Annotated in this window: 20 protein-coding genes, 2 tRNA genes and 1 pseudogene; 20 read left to right on the top strand and 3 right to left on the bottom strand. The window is 68.1% G+C overall.

Annotated elements, in window-relative coordinates; translation table 11 throughout:
* The first annotated feature begins 3 nt into the window (after window positions 1-3).
* A complete protein-coding gene (locus K1X59_RS11970) occupies window positions 4-282 on the top strand; it encodes a TfoX/Sxy family protein (protein WP_258566827.1) in 279 nt (92 codons plus the stop codon).
* Window positions 283-354: 72 nt separating this feature from the next.
* On the opposite strand, the gene K1X59_RS11965 is transcribed toward K1X59_RS11970, so the two are convergent.
* Window positions 355-597: a hypothetical protein gene (locus K1X59_RS11965; protein ID WP_220173433.1), complete on the bottom strand. Its 243-nt coding sequence runs from the start codon at window positions 595-597 to the stop codon at window positions 355-357.
* 44 nt (window positions 598-641) lie between these two features.
* Between K1X59_RS11965 and K1X59_RS11960 the strand changes: the two genes are divergently transcribed.
* The 17 genes and pseudogenes from K1X59_RS11960 (at window position 642) to K1X59_RS11880 (ending at window position 16,679) form a co-directional block, all read left to right on the top strand.
* Window positions 642-1,085: a MarR family winged helix-turn-helix transcriptional regulator gene (locus tag K1X59_RS11960; protein WP_183150266.1), complete on the top strand. Its 444-nt coding sequence runs from the start codon at window positions 642-644 to the stop codon at window positions 1,083-1,085.
* Window positions 1,086-1,154: 69 nt separating this feature from the next.
* The gene (locus K1X59_RS11955; protein WP_220173432.1) at window positions 1,155-1,910 is read left to right on the top strand and encodes a DUF4129 domain-containing protein; all 756 of its coding nucleotides are present in this window, start codon (window positions 1,155-1,157) and stop codon (window positions 1,908-1,910) included.
* A complete protein-coding gene (locus tag K1X59_RS11950; RefSeq protein WP_220173431.1) occupies window positions 1,907-2,431 on the top strand; it encodes a hypothetical protein in 525 nt (174 codons plus the stop codon). Before K1X59_RS11955 ends, K1X59_RS11950 begins: the two co-directional genes overlap by 4 nt.
* Window positions 2,421-3,392 (top strand): MoxR family ATPase, encoded by a 972-nt coding sequence (locus K1X59_RS11945; protein ID WP_220173430.1) that lies wholly within the window; start codon window positions 2,421-2,423, stop codon window positions 3,390-3,392. The genes K1X59_RS11950 and K1X59_RS11945 overlap by 11 nt, the downstream gene beginning before the upstream one ends.
* The gene (locus K1X59_RS11940) at window positions 3,389-4,702 is read left to right on the top strand and encodes a DUF58 domain-containing protein (RefSeq protein WP_258566826.1); all 1,314 of its coding nucleotides are present in this window, start codon (window positions 3,389-3,391) and stop codon (window positions 4,700-4,702) included. Before K1X59_RS11945 ends, K1X59_RS11940 begins: the two co-directional genes overlap by 4 nt.
* Complete coding sequence (locus tag K1X59_RS11935; protein WP_220173429.1) at window positions 4,699-4,911, top strand: hypothetical protein; 213 nt, start codon at window positions 4,699-4,701, stop codon at window positions 4,909-4,911. The genes K1X59_RS11940 and K1X59_RS11935 overlap by 4 nt, the downstream gene beginning before the upstream one ends.
* Complete coding sequence (locus K1X59_RS11930) at window positions 4,908-5,270, top strand: hypothetical protein (protein ID WP_220173428.1); 363 nt, start codon at window positions 4,908-4,910, stop codon at window positions 5,268-5,270. The genes K1X59_RS11935 and K1X59_RS11930 overlap by 4 nt, the downstream gene beginning before the upstream one ends.
* Before the next feature lie 9 nt (window positions 5,271-5,279).
* Complete coding sequence (uvrA, locus tag K1X59_RS11925) at window positions 5,280-8,168, top strand: excinuclease ABC subunit UvrA (protein ID WP_183150263.1); 2,889 nt, start codon at window positions 5,280-5,282, stop codon at window positions 8,166-8,168.
* Complete coding sequence (gene uvrC / locus K1X59_RS11920; protein ID WP_183150262.1) at window positions 8,168-10,072, top strand: excinuclease ABC subunit UvrC; 1,905 nt, start codon at window positions 8,168-8,170, stop codon at window positions 10,070-10,072. The genes uvrA and uvrC overlap by 1 nt, the downstream gene beginning before the upstream one ends.
* A 36-nt stretch (window positions 10,073-10,108) precedes the next feature.
* Complete coding sequence (rapZ, locus tag K1X59_RS11915) at window positions 10,109-10,981, top strand: RNase adapter RapZ (protein WP_183150261.1); 873 nt, start codon at window positions 10,109-10,111, stop codon at window positions 10,979-10,981.
* A 67-nt stretch (window positions 10,982-11,048) separates the two neighbouring features.
* A pseudogene (whiA, locus tag K1X59_RS11910) lies at window positions 11,049-12,025 on the top strand (DNA-binding protein WhiA).
* A gap of 212 nt (window positions 12,026-12,237) precedes the next feature.
* Window positions 12,238-12,864, top strand: a complete 627-nt coding sequence (locus K1X59_RS11905) for a superoxide dismutase (protein WP_183150260.1) — start codon at window positions 12,238-12,240, stop codon at window positions 12,862-12,864.
* Between the two features lie 114 nt (window positions 12,865-12,978).
* The gene (gene gap, locus K1X59_RS11900; RefSeq protein ID WP_183150259.1) at window positions 12,979-13,989 is read left to right on the top strand and encodes a type I glyceraldehyde-3-phosphate dehydrogenase; all 1,011 of its coding nucleotides are present in this window, start codon (window positions 12,979-12,981) and stop codon (window positions 13,987-13,989) included.
* 10 nt (window positions 13,990-13,999) lie between these two features.
* Window positions 14,000-15,214, top strand: a complete 1,215-nt coding sequence (locus K1X59_RS11895; RefSeq protein WP_220173427.1) for a phosphoglycerate kinase — start codon at window positions 14,000-14,002, stop codon at window positions 15,212-15,214.
* Window positions 15,205-15,996, top strand: a complete 792-nt coding sequence (tpiA, locus tag K1X59_RS11890) for a triose-phosphate isomerase (RefSeq protein ID WP_183150258.1) — start codon at window positions 15,205-15,207, stop codon at window positions 15,994-15,996. Before K1X59_RS11895 ends, tpiA begins: the two co-directional genes overlap by 10 nt.
* 81 nt (window positions 15,997-16,077) lie before the next feature.
* Complete coding sequence (gene secG / locus K1X59_RS11885; protein WP_183150257.1) at window positions 16,078-16,326, top strand: preprotein translocase subunit SecG; 249 nt, start codon at window positions 16,078-16,080, stop codon at window positions 16,324-16,326.
* The gene (locus tag K1X59_RS11880; protein ID WP_183150256.1) at window positions 16,326-16,679 is read left to right on the top strand and encodes an RNA polymerase-binding protein RbpA; all 354 of its coding nucleotides are present in this window, start codon (window positions 16,326-16,328) and stop codon (window positions 16,677-16,679) included. Before secG ends, K1X59_RS11880 begins: the two co-directional genes overlap by 1 nt.
* A 74-nt stretch (window positions 16,680-16,753) precedes the next feature.
* Here the strand turns inward: K1X59_RS11880 and K1X59_RS11875 are convergent, their stop codons facing one another.
* Window positions 16,754-17,827: a hypothetical protein gene (locus K1X59_RS11875; protein WP_220173426.1), complete on the bottom strand. Its 1,074-nt coding sequence runs from the start codon at window positions 17,825-17,827 to the stop codon at window positions 16,754-16,756.
* A gap of 285 nt (window positions 17,828-18,112) precedes the next feature.
* Window positions 18,113-18,183: transfer RNA gene (locus K1X59_RS11870), tRNA-Gly, on the bottom strand.
* Between the two features lie 123 nt (window positions 18,184-18,306).
* Between K1X59_RS11870 and K1X59_RS11865 the strand changes: the two genes are divergently transcribed.
* A tRNA-Pro gene (locus K1X59_RS11865) sits at window positions 18,307-18,380 on the top strand.
* A gap of 63 nt (window positions 18,381-18,443) precedes the next feature.
* A complete protein-coding gene (gene tig / locus K1X59_RS11860; RefSeq protein WP_183150253.1) occupies window positions 18,444-19,928 on the top strand; it encodes a trigger factor in 1,485 nt (494 codons plus the stop codon).
* Window positions 19,929-19,952: the final 24 nt, after the last annotated feature.

Raw genomic sequence — 19,952 nt, 5'->3', positions numbered from 1 at the left:
GAGATGGATGCTGCGGGGCACGAGCTGGCCGATCGGATCAGGGCGCTGCTGAGCGCCGACGCCGAGGTCGAGGAGCGGCGCATGTTCGGCACACGCGCCTTTCTCCATGACGGGCACATCCTCCTGGGCGCCAGGCCGGGCGGCGTTCTCCTGGTCCGCCTCGACGAGGAGAGCGGCGCGGCGCTGCTCACCAGGCCCGGGGCGACGCGCGCGGTGATGGGAGCGCGCACGATGAGCTCGATGGCTCGACGTCGTTCCCGGCGCCATCGCGACAGACGATGACCTGATGTTCTGGCTCGACGCGGCGCGAGAGTCGTCAGGATCCGCTGTCGAGGCGTCGGAGCGAGACTGACGCTACGGGCAGTGCACCAGCGTCTTCGGGCCTGAGCGGTCGATCTCGTGCTGCGACATCGGTGCGCCGCACAGGGGGCAGGCGCGCTCAGCGCGCTCAGCGGGACTGGGAGGCGGTGTCTTCTCGTACGGTCCGACGGACGCAGGACCTGCGAAACGGATCAGGTTCGAGTTCACCCAGGAGTAGAGGCCTCCGGCCTCGCGGATCCGCGTGCGGAGGGGAGGGCGTTCGGAGTCCTGAGCCATGTTCATTAGTGTACTAATCATTAGCGCGGTTGTATAGTCGCCTTGTGACCGCGACCGACGACCTGCTCAAACTGGAGAACCAGTTGTGCTTCGCCCTGGTGACCGCGGCGCGCAACGTCGTAGCCCTGTACCGCCCCATCCTCGAGCCTCTCGGCCTGACCCATCCGCAGTATCTGGTCATGCTCGCGCTCTGGGAGAGGGCGCCGCGCACCCTCAACGACCTCGCGGCCGATCTGGCATTGGAACCCGCGACAGCTTCGCCACTGGTGAAGCGCCTCGAAGCCGAGGGTCTCGTCGCCCGGCAGCGCAGCAGCGAGGACGAGCGACGCCTGGAGATCACGCTCACCCCGGCGGGCGCTGCGCTGCGCGAACGTGCTGTCGACGTCCCGCGCCAGGTCATGGCGGCGGTGGGGATGGACATCGACCAGATCTCGGCGCTCCGAGACGGCCTGGGGCCCTTCGCCGGGAGGCGCCCCGACCTCGCATGAGTATCCTCGGCTGTCCGATATCCGCGCCACAGAGCGGGGTTGCGCCGCCCCGCGCCTAGGGTGGGAGACATGTCGCGCACTGAAGCCCCGGTCGACGGCGACCGCCGCGTCGTGGGTCTCGGTGTGATCCGTTTCCTGCTTCCGTTGAGCGCCGTGGTCGGTCTGTTCGCGATTCTGATGTTCGCTGCCGCACAGCAGGGGCGTCCGCAGTTCGGTGTCCTGCCGGACGCCGAGCCCGAACGCATCGATGGCGAGATCATCGAGCCCCTGCCCTCGGAGACCACACCGCCGCCGATGGTGCCACCCGGCGATTCGCCGCTGCTCCGGATCATCGGCATCGTGATGGCGGTCCTCGTGACTGTCGCGGTGCTCGCACTGTTGATCATGGCCGCGCGCATGCTCGTCCGCTTTCTGAGGGGACTCTGGCGGGATCGCCCCCTGACGCGGCGCGAAGCGTCCGAGGTCGAGGCGACGCGGGGGATGGCCGTGAGCCGGGACCCCGAGCCCGATGCGGAGACGATCCGGCGGGGGATCGACGAGGCGATCCGCACGATCGACGCTCGCCCGTCGCCGGGCGACAGCATCGTGGCAGCCTGGGTCGGGCTCGAGGAGTCGGCAGCGGATGCCGGGGCGGGTCGCGGCGTGAACGAGACGCCCTCGGAGTTCACCGCTCGCATCATCGGACGTCGAGCCGGCATCGGCGCCGAGGTCGTCACCCTTCTGGGCCTGTACGAGCAGGTGCGCTTCGGCGGCCTCGACGCGGATGAGGGCGACCGTGCCGCAGCGGCGTCGTGTCTGCGCGGCATCCAGGCGGGATGGCGATGAGGCGACGATTCATCCTTGTCGCCCTGTGCACGGTCGTCGCCGTCGGCGGAGTGGCCGTCCTGGGAGCGCTGGGTGTACCGGTGGCGTTCGCCCTGTCCTGGGCGATGATCGTCCTGACGATCGTTCTCGTGAGTCGTCAGGTCTTCTTCGACGAGGGCTCGCTCTGGCCACCCGAACGCCCCCGGCACCCCGAACGCGGCTCCGAGGTGTCGCGCCTCGCCTGGTCCATCAACTCCCGAACCGGCGTGGCCGGACACGTCGTGGTGCGTCGAGTTCAGAACGTCCTCCGACGCCGGCTCGCTCTTCGCGGCCTCGACCTCGACGACCCCGAGGTGCGTGATCACATCGATGCCCTCCTCGGCGCGGGGGTGCGTGACGCGCTCCACATGCGCGAGGTGCGGGCTGATGATCTCGAACGCGTGCTCGACGCGATCGAGCGCCTGCCCGCCGACCCGCTTCAAGACACGGCCCCGACCCCCGACACGCCGTCCACCGACCGGAGGAACACCGATGAACACTGATGAGATCACGCAGATCGCCGCTCTCGGACGGCGTGTCCGCGAAAGCGTCGGAACCGCGGTCGTCGGGATGGAGGAGCCGCTCACGCTCGCCCTCGGGACCATCCTCGCCGGCGGTCACGTCCTGTTCGAAGACGTCCCAGGACTCGGCAAGACCCTCGCGGCGCGGAGCCTGGCGACGGCGCTCGGACTCGACTTCCGGCGGCTGCAGTGCACCCCCGACATGCTCCCCGGCGACGTGACGGGCTCCTACGTCTATGCGCCGGCGACAGGAGAGTTCCAGTTCCGCCCCGGCCCCATCTTCACCGGTCTCCTGCTGGCGGACGAGGTGAACCGGACCACGCCGAAGACGCAGTCCGCGATGCTCGAGGCCATGGCGGAGCACCAGGTCACCGTCGAAGGGAACAGTTTCCCGCTGCCGCAGCCGTTCCACGTCATCGCCACGTCGAATCCCATCGAGTACGAGGGCACCTATGCGCTCCCGGAGGCACAGCTGGATCGCTTCATGGTGCGACTCTCCGTCGGCTATCCCATCGTCGAGGACGAGACACGCATCATCCTCGATCGCGTGCGGAGGGAGACGGCGGATGTCGTCGTCGAGCCGGTCGTCGATGCCGAGGGCCTTCGGGCGATCCAGCGTGCCGTGGAGCGCATCCACGTGGACGAGGATGTCGCACGGTACTGCGTGGAGCTGGTCAGAGCGACGCGGGTCGCTGCCAACGTGTCGGTGGGCGCGTCGCCCCGTGGGTCGCAGTCGTTGGTGCTTCTCGGCCGCGCTCTCGCGGCCCTGGACGGGCGCGCCTACGTTCGCCCGGATGACATCAAGCGCATCGCTGAGCCGGTGCTCGCGCACCGGCTGACCCTCACACCTCAGGCCTGGGCCCAGGGCGTGGATCCACGCTCGGTGGTCGCGACGGCCGTCGCGACCACCCCGGTGCCTCCGACCGTGTCGGCGGCCCGGTGACCGACACGATGCGCACCACACGGCGCGTCACCCTCCACTGGCAGCGGACGCCTGTGGTGGCGGTCGGACTCGCCGGCGTCGGCCTGCTCGTGGGCGCGGGACTTGCGTTCTCCCGGCCCGACGTCATCGGCATCGCCCTGCCCCTCGCCCTCTCGACCGTGTGGATGCTGCTGCGCCGACCGGAGAGCGCCGACCTGCAGCTGGAGCTGCGCGCGCGGCCGGGTGGAGGTGAGGGGCAGCCGGAGGCGCGGGCAGACGTCGACATCCGCGTCGACGCGGAATGGGTGCAGCTGGCGATCGATCAGGACAAAGGTCCGGCGGGTCTCGCCGACGTCCGCCCCGGACGTGCCGTGCTCGAGTCGGCGACACGTCTGCAGCACTCCGGTCCGTTGGAGCTGCTGGCCGTCACGGCTCGCTGCGTCACGCTGGACGGCGCCTGGATCACGGAGGACGCACCGCGTGTGGGGATCCGCTGGAACACGCCCCCGCGGCTTCGACGCATCAGCCGGCTTCCCGTCGCGCCGCGCCTCGCGGGTCTGCACGGCTCCCACGAGGGAGGGCGTCCCGGTCAGGGCGGCGATTTCCGCGACATCCATCCGTTCGCGCCCGGCGACGAGTTGCGCCGGGTGGACTGGCGCGCCACGGCACGGGCCGCCCGGCGACCGGGTGAGCTGCTGGTGCGGAGGACCAATACGCTGAGCGAATCTTCGGTCGCGATCGCCGTCGACACGATCGAGGATCTGGGCACGGCAGTGGCGAGCTGGGATGCGGCCGACCCTGACCGGTCGGGCGTCACATCTCTCGACCTCGCACGCGAAGCAGCGCTCGCCATCGCGACAGCGGCGGTCGAAGAGGGAGATCGGGTCACGTATCACGCCCTGGCGGTCGGCGGGAGGAGCGTACCGTCCGGCGGAGGAGCGCGTCATCTCGCCCGGATACACGATGTCATCGCCGCAACCGGTCAGAGCGCGGACGGCACGAGCTATCGCCGGTCGCCGGTCGTGCCTGCAGGTTCCATCGTGTTCGTGCTCTCGACGTTCTTCGACGGGGTCGCCGCGCAGCTTGCGACACGATGGCGCGCCGCCGGCCATGCAGTGGTCGCCGTCGATGTGCTTCCGACGCCCGACACGGCGCGCCTCACGCGCGAACAGCGGATCGCCTTTCGGACAGTCCTGGCGGAACGCGCAGACATCCTCATCGAACTGCGCAGGACCGGGATCGAGGTGCTGTCGTGGGCTGAGCCCGATGCGGACGCCGCGATGCGCGTGGCGGCGCTCCGTCAACAGCGGATGCGAGCGGTGCGCCGATGAATCGCCGCGTCCGCTCCATCCGGGTGCCTGGCGCGGTGCGCGGCATCACGCTCCGACTGCTGCTCGTCGTCGTCGTGGGGGTGGGGGCGGCGGTCCTCGTACCATTCCCCCTGTGGCAGGGCGTCGCGCTTCTCGCAGCCGTGGTGTCGGTGATCATCCCCGGTCGCTCGCCGCCTGGGCGGCGGCCACGTGTCTCGTGTTCGGCGTGATCCTCACCGAGCCCGCACCGGGGCGGACGGCGATCGCGGTGCTGCTGGTGCACGCCGTGCACATCCTCGCGTCCCTGAGCCTGGTGGTGCCGATGGCATCACGCCTCGCACTGCAAGGGCTGCGTCCTACCCTCATGCGTTTCGCTGTCATCCAGGCGCTCTCGCAGCCGCTGGTGTTCGCCGCGTGGCTCCTGGCACCGAGCGGCGTCGACCGAGGCATCGCCTGGCTCGCGCCGGCCGCGGCGGCTCTGCTGCTCTGCGGCGTGCTGCTCGGACTGCGCGCAGCGAAGCGGGCGGACGCGGGCGTGGAGGCGGAGTCTGGGAGCCCATCCGGAGCCGATGTCCGTGGCCCCTCGTAGACTTGTTCGGTGCCCATCGTCCCCGTTGCTTCCCCAGGAAAACTCAGTGTCCGCGGTGCCCGCGTCCACAATCTCAAGAACGTCGACATCGACATCCCCCGCGACTCCCTCGTCGTGTTCACCGGCCTGTCCGGATCGGGGAAGTCGAGTCTCGCGTTCGACACGATCTTCGCCGAGGGGCAGCGTCGCTACGTCGAATCGCTGAGCGCCTATGCGCGCCAGTTCCTCGGGCAGGTCGACCGTCCTGACGTCGACTTCATCGAGGGCCTGAGCCCCGCGGTCTCGATCGATCAGAAGTCCACGAACCGCAACCCGCGATCCACGGTCGGCACGATCACCGAGATCTACGACTACATGCGTCTCCTCTGGGCGCGTATCGGCGTGCCCCACTGTCCGGAGTGCGGAGAGCGCATCCAGCGCCAGACCGTGCAGCAGATCGCCGACCAGCTCATGGAGCTGCCGGAGCGCACCCGCTACCAGGTCGTCGCTCCGATCGTCTCGCAGAAGAAGGGCGAGTTCGTCGACCTGTTCCGCGAACTCGGCGCGAAGGGCTACTCGCGGGCGATCGTCGACGGCGAGCTCATCCAGCTCGCAGAACCCCCGACGCTCAAGAAGAGCTACAAGCACGACATCGCCGTGGTCGTCGACCGCCTGGTCGCCTCCGACGACATCCTCGGCCGCGTCACCGACTCCGTCGAGACGGCTCTCGGGCTCGCCGGCGGCGTCGTGCAGATCAACTACGTCGACGGCGAGGGCGACGACGCGTGGCAGACCTTCTCCGAGAAGCTGGCCTGCCCCAACGGTCACGCCCTCACGCTCACCGAGATCGAGCCGCGCACGTTCTCGTTCAACGCACCGTTCGGCGCCTGCCCCGCATGTTCCGGACTCGGCACGCGCATGTCCGTCGACGTCGACCTGATGCTCGGCGATGAAGACCTGTCGATCCGCGAGGGTGTCATCATCCCCTGGACCACCCAGGGCAAGGGACTCTTCCAGTACTACGAACGGCTGCTCGAGGGCCTCTCGCGCGACCTCGACTTCTCGCTCGACACCCCATGGCGTGAGCTGCACTCCGATGTGCAGGACGCGGTGCTGCGCGGCGAGAACTACAAGGTCACCGTCAAGTGGAAGAACCGTTACGGTCGCGAGATGCGCTACGCCTCCGGGTTCGAAGGCGTCGTGCCGTACATCGAGCGCCAGTACCTCCAGGCGGAGTCCGACAACCAGCGCAGCCGGTGGGGCGAGTACCTGCGCGAGGTGCCCTGCCCGGTCTGCGACGGCAACCGCCTCAAGCCCGAGGTGCTCGCGGTGCAGGTCCACGGCCACTCGATCGCCGAGGTGTCGCACCTGAGCCTCGCCGATGCCCGCGCGTTCATGGAGACGCTGACCCTCACCGACCGCGAGGCGAAGATCGCCGCTCAGGTGCTGCGCGAGATCCGACTGCGCCTGGACTTCCTGCTCCAGGTCGGGCTCTCCTACCTCAACCTCAGCCGTTCGGCGGGCTCTCTCTCGGGCGGGGAGGCGCAGCGCATCCGGCTGGCGACGCAGATCGGCTCCGGCCTCACCGGGGTCCTCTACGTGCTCGACGAGCCGTCGATCGGACTCCACCAGCGGGACAACCGCCGTCTCATCGAGACGCTGCTCACGCTCCGCGACCTCGGGAACACGCTGATCGTGGTGGAGCACGACGAAGAGACGATCGAGGCGGCCGACTGGGTGGTCGACATCGGACCAGGAGCCGGCGTCAACGGCGGTGAGGTCGTGCACTCGGGGCCCTACTCGGCACTGCTCAGCGACAGCGAGTCGATGACGGGCGAGTACCTCTCCGGCCGCCGTGAGATCCCGATGCCGACCAAGCGTCGCAAGATCGACAAGAAGCGCATGCTGAGCGTCGTGGGCGCGCGCGCGAACAACCTCCGCAATGTGACGGCCGACTTCCCGCTGGGCGTGCTGACCGCGGTCACCGGCGTGAGCGGCTCGGGCAAGTCCTCGCTCGTGAACGACATCCTGTACCAGGTGCTCGCCTCGCGGCTGAACGGTGCGCGGACGGTCCCTGGCAAGCACACGCGCGTGACCGGACTCGACAACCTCGACAAGGTCGTCCACGTCGACCAGGCTCCGATCGGCCGCACTCCGCGGTCGAACCCGGCGACCTACACCGGGGTGTTCGACCGCATCCGCACCCTCTTCAGCGAGACGCCCGAGGCGAAGGTCCGTGGCTATCAGCCTGGTCGCTTCAGCTTCAACGTCAAGGGCGGTCGCTGCGAGGCGTGCTCGGGCGACGGCACGATCAAGATCGAGATGAACTTCCTCCCCGACGTGTACGTCGACTGCGAGGTCTGTCACGGCAAGCGCTACAACCGCGACACGCTGGCCGTGCACTACAAGGGCAAGAACATCGCCGAGGTGCTCGAGATGCCGATCGAGGAGGCCGCGGAGTTCTTCGAGCCGATCCAGGCGATCCACCGCTACATGAAGACGCTCGTCGACGTCGGTCTGGGCTACGTCCGACTCGGACAGTCGGCGACGACACTGTCCGGGGGAGAGGCTCAGCGCGTCAAGCTCGCGACCGAGCTCCAGCGGCGCAGCAACGGCCGCAGCATCTACGTGCTCGACGAGCCGACGACCGGTCTGCACTTCGAAGACGTCCGCAAGCTCCTCGAGGTGCTGAACGGCCTGGTCGACAAGGGCAACACGGTGATCGTCATCGAGCACAACCTCGATGTCATCAAGTCGGCCGACTGGGTGATCGACCTCGGCCCCGAGGGCGGTTCCGGCGGAGGCCAGATCATCGCCACGGGCACCCCGGAGCAGATCGCGCGTGTCGAGGAGAGCCACACCGGGCTGTTCCTCGGCGAGATCCTGGGTGAGGGGCGCGCCGCGCGGAAGGCCAGCTGATGGCCGATGTCCTGCCGTACAAGCCACGGCCGGGGGAGATCCCCACCGATCCGGGGGTGTATCGCTTCCGCGACGCCTCCGGCCGGGTGCTGTATGTCGGCAAGGCGAAGAACCTCCGGCAGCGGCTGTCGAACTACTTCGCACCGCTGCGGACGCTGCACGAGCGCACGCGCCGCATGGTCACCACGGCGGCGTCGGTGGAGTGGACCGTCGTGCCGACGGACGTCGACTCCCTGCAGCTGGAGTACATGTGGATCAAGGAGTTCGATCCGCCCTTCAACGTCCGGTACAAAGACGACAAGTCGTACCCGTTCATGGCGGTGACGCTCGCCGACGAGGCACCTCGCGTGATCGTCACCCGCAATCGCCGGATCCCCGGGGCGCGGTACTTCGGTCCCTTCCCGAAGGTGTGGGCGGTGCACGAGACCATCGACCTGATGATCAAGGTGTTCCCGATCCGCACGTGCAGCGACTCCAGCTACCGTCGCGCCATGCAGACCGGGAGGCCGTGCTTCCCCGGCCAGATCGGCAAGTGCGGCGGACCGTGCTCGATGACCGTGACGATCGAAGAGCACCGCGCGATGGTCGACGACTTCGTCGCGTTCATGGCCGGCGGCGACGAACGTTTCACGCGAGACCTCACGAAACGGATGCTGGCCGCGTCGGCAGCGATGGACTACGAGGCGGCGGCGAAGTACCGCGACAAGCTGTCCGCGATCGAGGCCGTGCTCGGCAAGAGCGCCCTCGTGCTCCCCGCCGACGAGGATGCCGACCTCTTCGGGATCGCGGAAGACGAGCTGGCCGCCGCCGTGCAGCACTTCGTGATCCGCGGTGGGCGAGTACGCGGCGTCCGTGCCCTGACGATCGAGAAGGAGATCGACATCTCCAGCGGTGAGCTCGTCGAGCAGGTTCTGCAGCAGGCGTACGGCGAAGCGCAGGATGTCCCTCGACGGATCCTGGTCCCCACACTGCCGGACGATGCCGTCGAACTGGAGATGTGGCTGCGCGAACGACGCGGCAAGAAGGTCGAGATCGCCGTCGCGCAGCGTGGTCAGCGTGCCGATCTGATGCGCACCGCCACCCTGAACGCGCAGCAGGCGCTCATCAGATACAAGACGAGGCGTACGACGGACTACGTCGCACGCACCCAGGCATTGACGGATCTGCAGGAAGCCCTGGGGATGAACGAAGCGCCGCTGCGCATCGAGTGCTTCGACATCTCGCACCTCGGTGGCACGAACGTCGTCGCGTCGATGGTGGTCTTCGAAGACGGGCTTCCTCGCAAAGACCAGTACCGTTCGTTCAACATCGCCGAGACGACCGACGACACCGACTCGATGTATCAGGTGCTCCGGCGTCGGCTCGCTCACCTCGACCGCCCGGAGGAGATCGAGGTGATCGATCCCACCACGGACGAGATCGTCGGAGAAGACCTCGGCGAGGCGACCGTGCGGCGCAAGCCCCGCTTCGCGTACCCGCCGCAGCTCCTCCTCGTCGACGGCGGCAAACCCCAGGTCGAGGCCGCGGCCAGAGCGCTCCGAGACGCCGGACACACCGAGATCGCCGTGTGCGGCATCGCCAAGCGCCTGGAAGAGGTGTGGCTGCCCGGCGAGGATTTCCCGGTGATCCTGCCGCGCACGAGCGAGGCGCTCTACCTGCTCCAGCGCCTGCGTGACGAGGCGCACCGGTTCGCGATCACCCACCAGCGCAAGAAGCGGCGGAACGACATCGGCTCGATCCTGTCTGAGGTGCCAGGGCTGGGGGCTTCGCGCATCAAGGTGCTGCTGAAGCACTTCGGCTCGGTGACCGCGCTCCGCGCGGCGGAGCCGGGCGAGATCGAACAGGTCCAGGGAATCGGGCCGGTACTCGCCCAGAACATCCATACGCACCTCTCCACTCGCTAGGCTGGAGCCAGAGGGGGAGAGGGAGCGCTGAGAGAGATGGCTGACGGGGAGAAGGGCGAGTTCCTCATCGTCACGGGGATGTCCGGCGCGGGTCGGACCACCGTGGCGAACGCGCTCGAGGATCTCAGCTGGTACGTCGTCGACAACCTTCCCCCGCAGATCCTGCGCCCCCTGCTCGACCTGACCGACATGGGCGGGGACGCGCTTCCGAAGGTCGCCGCCGTCGTCGATGTCCGCGGACGAAACCTGTTCGACGACTTCCCCGGCGTGGCGCGGGCGCTGCGCTCGCGGGGGTCCGTCCGGGTCCTGTTCCTCGATGCGTCCGACGATGTGCTGGTGCGCAGGTTCGAATCGGTGCGTCGACCGCACCCGCTCCAGGCTGGTGGCACGCTGCTCGACGGCATCCGCACCGAGCGGACCAGGCTCGCGCCGATCCGTGAGGCCGCGGATCTGGTCATCGACACCTCGGGCCTGAACATCCACCAGTTGGCCACCAAGGTGTCCGACATCTTCTCCGAAGAGGGTGAGGCCCGTCATCGGGTCACGCTACTCAGCTTCGGGTTCAAGTACGGGCTGCCGACCGATGTCGACATCGTCGCCGACATGCGGTTCCTCCCCAACCCGTTCTGGAACGAGGAACTGCGCGGACTCACCGGCCAGGATGAGACCGTCCGCGATTACGTCCTCTCGCGCGACGGTGCGATGGAGTTCCTCGACGCCTATTCCACGGCCCTCGTGCCTGTGCTGGAGGGCTACCAGCGCGAGAACAAGAGCCACTCCACGATCGCGATCGGGTGCACGGGCGGCAAACACCGCTCCGTGGCGATGTCGGAGGAGCTCGCTCGGCGGCTCGCCGCCATCCCCGGTGTGGCCGTGACCGTCCGTCACCGGGACCTCGGCCGAGAGTAGCGGGCCGCCCGGCCGAGTAAGCTGGACGTTTGCGCCGCGATCCGGCGCGTGAACGTGAAGGAGTGTCGTGGCACTAACCACCGACGTCAAGGCCGAGCTGGTCAGCATCCGCAACGCACCCCCGACGGTGCGTGTCGCGGAAGTGACCGCGATCCTCCGGTTCGCCGGTGGGCTGCATTCGATCGCCGGTCGCGTGGCCGTCGAGGCGGAGGTGGACGCGGAGACGCTCGCGCGGCGGGTGGCCAGAGACCTCGCGGAGATCTACGGTGTGCGCCCCGAGATCGCTCAGGTGCAGTCGAGCACCGCGAACGAGGGGGCACGCTGGGCCGTGCGCGTGATCGCGCAGGGGAGACGCTCGCCCGCCAGACCGGACTCCTCGACCAGCGTCGTCGCCCCGTGCGCGGACTGCCGAACCGACTCACCACGGGCTCCCGGGCGGAAGTCGCGGGTCTGTGGCGTGGTGCTTTCCTGGCCGCAGGAACGCTCAGCGAGCCGGGCCGATCGGCCATGCTCGAAGTCGTCTGCCCCTCGTCGGAGGCCGCGATGGCTCTGGTGGGCGCCGCCCATCGTCTCGGCGTGGCGGCCAAGGCGCGGGAGGTGCGTGGTATGCCCCGCGTCGTCGTCCGTGAGGGTGAGGCGATCCGCACGATCCTGAACGAGATGGGCGCGCAGAAGACGGCCGTCGCGTGGGAAGAGCTGCGCCAGCGACGCGAGGTGCGTGCCGGCGTCAACCGACTGGTCAACTTCGACGACGCGAACCTGCGGCGCTCGGCGCAGGCCGCGGTGGCCGCTTGCGCGCGCGTGGAGCGCGCACTCGAGATCCTCGCCGACGAGGTGCCGGATCATCTGAAGGTGGCCGGAGAGCTCCGTCTCGCACACCGCGACGCCAGCCTCGACGAACTCGGGCACCACGCTGACCCGCCCCTCACGAAAGATGCCGTGGCCGGACGCATCCGTCGCCTGCTGGCGATGGCCGACAAGCGTGCGCAGCAGGAGGGCATCCCCGGCACCGAAGCGGCCGTCCCGGTCGGTCTCGACGTCTGAGGGTACGGCGTCCGGCGGGCTCGGCATCGGTCGATGAGTCCGGGATCGCTGCTCTCGCCGACCAGGATGACTCGATGTGTCAACCCCCGGAAGGATCCCGTCCGACGCCGTGTTGTCGTCACTAGGATGAGAGATGTCCGCTCTTCGTCGCACATCGGCGGCGCGGAGGATCGGCAAGCGCCGCGGCGCGGCGCGGATTGGATGAAAGCGACATGGCGACCTACACGCTCCCCGACCTTCCCTACGACTTCGCAGCCCTCGAGCCGCACATCAGCGGCAAGATCATGGAGCTGCACCATGACAAGCACCATGCGACCTATGTCGCCGGCGCGAACACCGCTCTCGAGCAGCTCGCCGAGGCCCGTGAGAGCGGCAACCTCGCGAACGTGAACAAGCTCGAGAAGGATCTCGCCTTCAACCTCGGCGGTCACGTCAACCACTCGATCTTCTGGACCAACCTGTCGCCGAACGGCGGCGGTCAGCCCGAGGGCGAGCTGAAGTCCGCGATCGACGAGTACTTCGGCTCGTTCGAGAAGTTCCAGGCGCACTTCACGGCTGCGGCGACCGGGATCCAGGGCTCCGGCTGGGCAGTGCTCAGCTGGGACTCGATCGGATCGCGCCTCATCATCCAGCAGTTGTTCGACCAGCAGTCGAACACCGCGCAGGGCACGATCCCGCTGTTCCAGCTCGACATGTGGGAGCACGCCTTCTACCTCGACTACCTGAACGTGAAGGCCGACTACGTGAAGGCCGCGTGGAACATCGCCAACTGGGAGAACGTGGCGCAGCGTCTCGAGGTTGCCCGCAAGCAGACGAACGGCCTGCTGGTACTGTCGTAATCGGGTCGCGTCCCGACGGGCCACGGCTCGTCGGGACGCCCTCTCAGCCAAAAAATCCGCGTATGACGCATGCTGCCAAGCTGCGCACAGCGCACGAGAAACAGGGAGACCTGAGTGTCTGTCAAGATCGGTATCAACGGCTTCGGCCGCATCGGACGCAACTACTTCCGCGCGGCTCTCGCGCAGGGCGCAGACCTTGAGATCGTCGCGGTCAACGACCTCACCGACAACAAGACCCTGGCGCACCTGCTGAAGTACGACTCGGTCGGCGGCGTCCTCGACGCCGAGATCAGCTACGACGACGACAGCATCACCGTCAACGGCAAGGCGATCAAGGCCTTCGCCGAGCGCGACCCCGCCAACCTCCCGTGGGGCGAGCTGGGCGTCGACATCGTCATCGAGTCGACCGGCTTCTTCACGAAGGCGGAGCTGGCCAAGAAGCACATCGAGGCCGGGGCCAAGAAGGTCCTCATCTCGGCCCCCGGCACGGGCGTCGACGGCACGTTCGTCATGGGCGTGAACGAAGACACGTACAACCCGGAGACCGACCACATCATCTCCAACGCGTCCTGCACCACCAACTGCCTCGCGCCGCTGGCTCAGGTCTTCAACGACGCTTTCGGCATCGACCGCGGCTTCATGATGACGGCACACGCGTACACGGCCGACCAGAACCTGCAGGACGGCCCGCACAGCGACCTGCGCCGTGCCCGTGCGGCCGCGATCAACATCACCCCGGCTTCGACCGGTGCGGCCAAGGCCATCGGCGAGGTGCTCCCGGAGCTCCAGGGCAAGCTGAGCGGCTCGTCGTACCGCGTGCCGGTTCCCACCGGATCGATCGTCGACCTCACCCTCATCACCGACCGCGAGAACCTGACGGTCGACGAGGTCAACGAGGCCTACAAGAAGGCCGCTGCCGAGGGTCGACTGGCCGGGTACCTGCAGTACAACGAGGACCCGATCGTGTCGAGCGACATCGTGCACAACCCGCACTCCTCGATCTTCGACTCGACGCTGACCAACGTCAGCGGCAACCTGATCAAGGTGTCCAGCTGGTACGACAACGAGTGGGGCTACTCCAACCGTCTCGTCGACCTGACCGAGTACGTGGCCGAGCGCCTCTAAGCTCAGGAACATGACTCTGCGCACCCTGGACACCCTGGGGTCGCTCGAGGGCAAGCGCGTCATCGTCCGTTGTGATCTCAATGTCCCGCTCCGGGACGGGATCATCACGGACGATGGCCGCGTTCGCGCCTCGCTGCCGACCCTCAACGCACTCATCAACGCGGGAGCCCGCGTCGTCGTGTGCTCTCACCTCGGGCGACCGGATGGCGCGCCCGATCCGCAGTACAGCCTCGAGCCCGTCGCGCAGCGGCTCTCCGAGCTGCTCGGTGCTCCTGTCGCGTTCGCACGCGACACGGTCGGCGAGTCGGCACAGGAGGCCGTGGCCTCGCTCGAGGACGGCGGGGTCGTCGTCATCGAGAACCTGCGATTCAACCCCGGCGAGACGTCGAAGGACGCTTCGGAGCGGGGCGCGTTCGCGGCGGAGCTCGCGAAGCTCGGCGACGTGCTCGTCTCCGACGGGTTCGGCGTGGTGCACCGCAAGCAGGCGAGCGTGTACGAGCTCGCCGAACTGCTGCCATCGGCGGCCGGTCTTCTGATCGCGACCGAGCTCGACGTGCTCGACCGGCTCACCGAGAATCCCGAGCGTCCGTACGCGGTCGTCCTCGGCGGCTCCAAGGTGAGCGACAAGCTCGGCGTGATCTCGCACCTGCTGCCGCGGGTCGACAGGATCCTCGTCGGCGGCGGAATGCTGTTCACCTTCCTCAAGGCGCAGGGTCACGACGTGGCCTCGAGCCTGCTGGAAGAGGACCAGCTCGACACCGTTCGCGGCTACATCGCAGAAGCGGCCGAGCGCGGTGTGGAGCTCGTGCTCCCGACCGATGTCGTCGTCGCGGCGTCGTTCGGCGCTGATGCGGCTCACGAAGTCGCCGCAGCCGACGCGATCGAGTCGACCCCGTTCGGCGCCTCCGGCATCGGACTCGACATCGGCCCGGAGACGGCTGCGCGTTTCGCCGAGGTCATCCGCGCGTCGAAGACCGTGTTCTGGAACGGCCCGATGGGCGTGTTCGAGTTCCCGGCGTTCGCGGCGGGCACCAAGACCGTGGCGCAGGCGCTCACAGAGGTCGACGGCCTCAGCGTCGTCGGCGGCGGCGATTCCGCGGCTGCTGTGCGTCAACTGGGCTTCTCCGACGACGAGTTCGGTCACATCTCGACCGGCGGCGGCGCGAGCCTCGAATTCCTCGAGGGCAAGAAACTACCTGGGCTGGAGGTCCTCGGATGGGCGTGAACTCCCGTACCCCGCTGATCGCGGGAAACTGGAAGATGAATCTCGACCACCTTCAGGCGGTCGCCTTAGTGCAGAAGCTGCACTGGACGTTGAAGGACGCGAAGCACGAGGACGGTTCGGTCGAGGTGGCGGTCTTCCCGCCGTTCACCGACATCCGCAGCGTGCAGACGCTGATCGACGCCGACAAGATCCCGTTCGCGCTGGGTGCGCAGGATGTGTCGGCACACGACGCCGGCGCGTACACCGGCGAGATCTCGGGGGCTTTCCTGGCGAAGCTCGACGCGAAGTACGTCATCATCGGGCACTCCGAGCGTCGTGAATACCACGCCGAGGGCGACGACGTCGTGGCGGCGAAGGTGCAGGCGTCGCTCAAGCACGGCCTCGTGCCGGTGATCTGCGTCGGAGAGACCGCCGGCGACCTGGACAAGTTCGGAGCCAGCGCGGTTCCGGTGTCGCAGCTCGAGGCGGCGCTCCAGGGCGTCTCGCCGAAGGCGGACATCGTCGTGGCGTACGAGCCCGTATGGGCGATCGGCTCCGGTCAGGCGGCGACGCCGCAGCAGGCGCAGGACGTCTGCGCAGCCCTGCGCGCCGTCATCGCGAAGGTCCTGGGCGACGAGGCCGCCGCGCGCACGCGCATCCTGTACGGCGGTTCGGTGAAGGCGGCGAACATCGCCAGCTTCATGCGCGAGCCCGATGTCGACGGCGCTCTGGTCGGCGGAGCGAGCCTCGTCGTGGACGAGTTCGCCGCCATCATCCGCTTCGAGAAGCACGTCGGCGTGTGAGTGCAGCGGGGCTGCGGCCCCGCTGCACCGTATACTTGACCGTTACGGGGGCGCTCCGGCCCCAGCGAAAGGCTCTTTCTCGTGGCAATTCTCGAGTTCGTCCTGCAGGTCGTGCTGGGCATCACCAGCGTTCTGCTGACCCTCCTCATCCTTCTGCACAAAGGTCGTGGCGGCGGTCTGTCCGACATGTTCGGCGGCGGCATGACCTCCGCGGTCGGGTCGTCCGGCCTCGCGGAGCGGAACCTGAACCGCTTCACCGTCATCCTGGCCCTGACGTGGTTCATCTCCATCGTCGCCCTGGGCCTCATCACGAAATTCGAGGTCATCTGATGGCTACCGGTGGAAACGCGATCCGTGGAACCCGCGTGGGTTCCGGTCCCATGGGCGAGCAGGACCACGGCTACCACGCCGACCGCATCGCGGTCTCCTACTGGGACGGGCTCGGCAACGAGACCGTGCGCTACTTCGCCGCCGGCCTTCCGGAAGACGAGATCCCCGAGATCATCGATCACCCGCAGAGCGGTCTCCCGGCAGGTCGCGACAAGGAGAACCCTCCTGCTCTCGCGAAGGCCGAGCCGTACAAGACGCACCTCGCCTACGTGAAGGAGCGTCGCACCGACGAGGAAGCCGTCCAGCTGCTGGACGATGCGCTGACGCAGTTGCGCGAGCGCCGGGGGCAGTGACCTCCGCCTGACATCGAAGAAGCCGCCGCGAGTCATCGCGGCGGCTTCTTCCGTCTCCGGTCCGGGTCGAGGCCTCAGCGGCAGCCGGCCGCCGCGTCGATGTAGTTCTGTGGCGGGTAGCCGTATGCCCACACCCCGTTGGCGTCGTCCGTGAATCCCATGCTGATGGCCCAGGCCGTCGCCCACTTCTCGATGCTGTCCTGCGTCGACGAGTCGTACATGCCCTCGCATTTCACGCTGATCGCATGGCCGACCTCATGTGCGACGAGAGCCCTGCTCCGTTCTGCCGGCCATTGCTCGGCGACGGAGTCGGAGAGCTCGATCGTGGCGCGCCCTGGATCATCCCACCACCATGTCGTGTACCCGCCCATGCTGCCGTCGTAGCCGGCGCCGTTCACGACGGGAGACCAGTCGAACTCCAGCAGCACCCCGGGCGCGAGAGATCGGGCGAACGCCTCGATCTCCAAGCGCTGGGTCTTCAACGGCCCCGACTTCTCCGCCATCTCCTCCGCCTCGGTGGAGACGACCTGCGCCGCAGCCGTCTGCAGGGCGAGGTACGCGGAGGCCGCGGTGTCGTCCAGGACGGTCGTCTCCACGGCATCGGAGGCCGCACTCCGCAGGGCGATCACGGCCTCGTTGCGTGCCGAGCGGTGAGCTTCCTCGAAATCGGGGGCGGCCTCGCCCGCTGCGGAGACGAGCGACAGGCCGCCCTGCGTGACGCGCTCGTCGGCCGAGGTCATGTCGGTGATCGCCGCGCGCAGGTCGTCGTCGAGTTTCTCCACCTGGGTGAGACGGCGCTCCCAGAGCTCGGTGGCGCCGAACAACTCCCAGAACCAGATGGGCTTGTCTCCCATCGTGGGCACGTCGCCTGCCGAGGCGGCATCCGCCCTCGTCGCGGCGGTCTCGGCGTCGGCCACGGCCTCGCTCAGTGTCGCTTCGAGTTCCGGATCGACAGGGATGGCGCGCGTCTGTGCGCTGAGGATCTGCGACGCTGCTTGCGTGGTGACGCGCAGATCGGCCGCTTCCCGTTCGGTCTGCGACTTCGTTCCGTTCGTCGTCGTCGCGGCGTCTTCGTACCGCGCTGCCGCACTGTCGTACCCGAGGTTCGCCGCCAGTTGTGCCACCGCGATGGCGGCGATCACCGCCACGCCGCAGAGCAGCCCGATGACGAGGTTCTTGGCAGGCCGGCGCCGCGTGCGCGGTCGAGCGGGGAGTGCTCGCGGGAGGCGAACCGCTGCGGGAGCCCGTGATCGCCACCGTCCGTGCGCGGCGGCTCGTCGCCCTGGTGCGGCCGGGATGGGGCGGTCACGTCGTGCCCATTCGGAGTGCCTTCCGGTCGGAGACTGCGTACGTCAATGCTGTCAGGCTTTGCGACCACCCGACACGGGAATGCGAGAAGGCCCCCACCGTGTAGTGGGGGCCTTCTCAAGCGGAGGGGCTGACGGGAATCGAACCCGCATCATTAGTTTGGAAGACTAAGGCTTTACCACTAAGCTACAGCCCCGCGTCTCCGGGAAATCCCGGGAACGGGCCGGAATCTCATCTCCGGACTCATCGATCATAGCGGACTGTCGAGGGTGTTCTCGTCCGTTAGACTCGGTGGGGCTGAATCCGCGTGCGGATTCCCCGGGGCGTAGCTCAGTTTGGTAGAGCGCCCGCTTTGGGAGCGGGAGGTCGCAGGTTCAACTCCTGTCGCCCCGACACGGCCCCCACGGACCTTACGGCCGCGATACCGCGCGGAAATCACGAGGAGAACACACCAGCATGGCGAACAGCACCGTCGAGAAGCTGACCCCGACCCGGGTCAAGCTCAGCATCACGGTCACCCCTGACGACCTCAAGCCCAGCATCGCTCACGCGTACGAGCACATCGCCCAGGACGTCCAGATCCCCGGCTTCCGCAAGGGCAAGGTCCCGGCGCCCATCATCGATCAGCGCATCGGGCGTGGAGCCGTCATCGAGCACGCGGTGAACGAGGGCCTGGACAAGTTCTTCCGGGACGCGACCGCCGAGCACAAGCTGCGCGTGGTCGGTCGTCCGTCCGCAGACATCACCCAGTGGCCGAACGAGAAGGACTTCTCGGGCGACCTGCTCGTCGACATCGAGGTCGATGTCCGTCCCGACATCGAGCTTCCCTCCTACGACGGGATCACCGTGACGGTCGACGCCGTCGAGGCCGACGAGGCAGCGCTCGACGCCGAGCTCGACAACATGCGTGCGCGCTTCGGCACGCTGGTCCCGGTCGACCGCCCCGCAGCGAAGGGCGACTTCGTCGAACTCGACCTCGTCGCCACGATCGACGGCGCCGAGATCGACCGCGCTGAGGGCGTCTCCTACGAGATCGGCTCCGGCGAGCTGCTCGAGGGCATCGACGACGCGATCGAGTCGCTCACCGCCGGTGAGGACACCACGTTCCGCTCCGCTCTCGTCGGCGGCGACCACGCCGGCTCCGAGGCCGAGGTCTCCGTGACCGTCAAGGCCGTCAAGGAGCGCGAGCTCCCCGACGCCGACGACGACTTCGCGCAGATCGCGAGCGAGTTCGACACGATCGCCGAGCTCCGCGAGAGCCTGGCCGAGCGGGTCGCCCAGCAGGGCGTCTTCACGCAGGGCTCTGCCGCGCGTGACAAGCTCGTCGAGGTGCTCCTCGAGCAGATCGAGATCCCGGTCCCGCCGCAGCTGATCGAGGACGAGGTGCACAACCACCTCGAGGGTGAGGGTCGTCTCGAGGACGACGTGCACCGCGCCGAGGTCACCGAGGCGAGCGAGAAGCAGTTCCGCACGCAGGTGCTGCTCGACACGATCGCCGAGCAGGCCGACGTGCAGGTCTCGCAGGAGGAGCTCAGCCAGTACCTCATCCAGTCCGCTGCCCAGTACGGCATGGCGCCGCAGGAGTTCGTCGAGGCGCTGCAGTCCTCGAACCAGCTTCCCGCTCTCGTCGGCGAGGTCGCCCGCAACAAGGCGCTCGCGATCGCCCTCGGCAAGGTGAAGGTCGTCGACAGCAACGGCAAGGCTGTCGACCTGTCCGACTTCATCGTCACCGACGACGAGGCTGCTGACGCCGAGGCCGAGGCTGAGACCGAGGAGAAGCCCGCCAAGAAGACCCCCGCCAAGAAGCCCGCTGCCAAGAAGGCTCCGGCGAAGAAGGCCGCCGACGCTGACGCCGACGAGGCTCCCGCCGAGAAGCCGGCTGCGAAGAAGCCCGCTGCCAAGAAGGCTCCGGCCAAGAAGGCTGCCGACAAGGCCGAGTGATCGACACGATCCGGTGAAGAGGGC

The sequence above is a fragment of the Microbacterium sp. Se5.02b genome (assembly GCF_019464375.1).
Lineage (GTDB): Bacteria > Actinomycetota > Actinomycetes > Actinomycetales > Microbacteriaceae > Microbacterium.
This window is presented reverse-complemented; position numbering and strand designations above follow the sequence as displayed.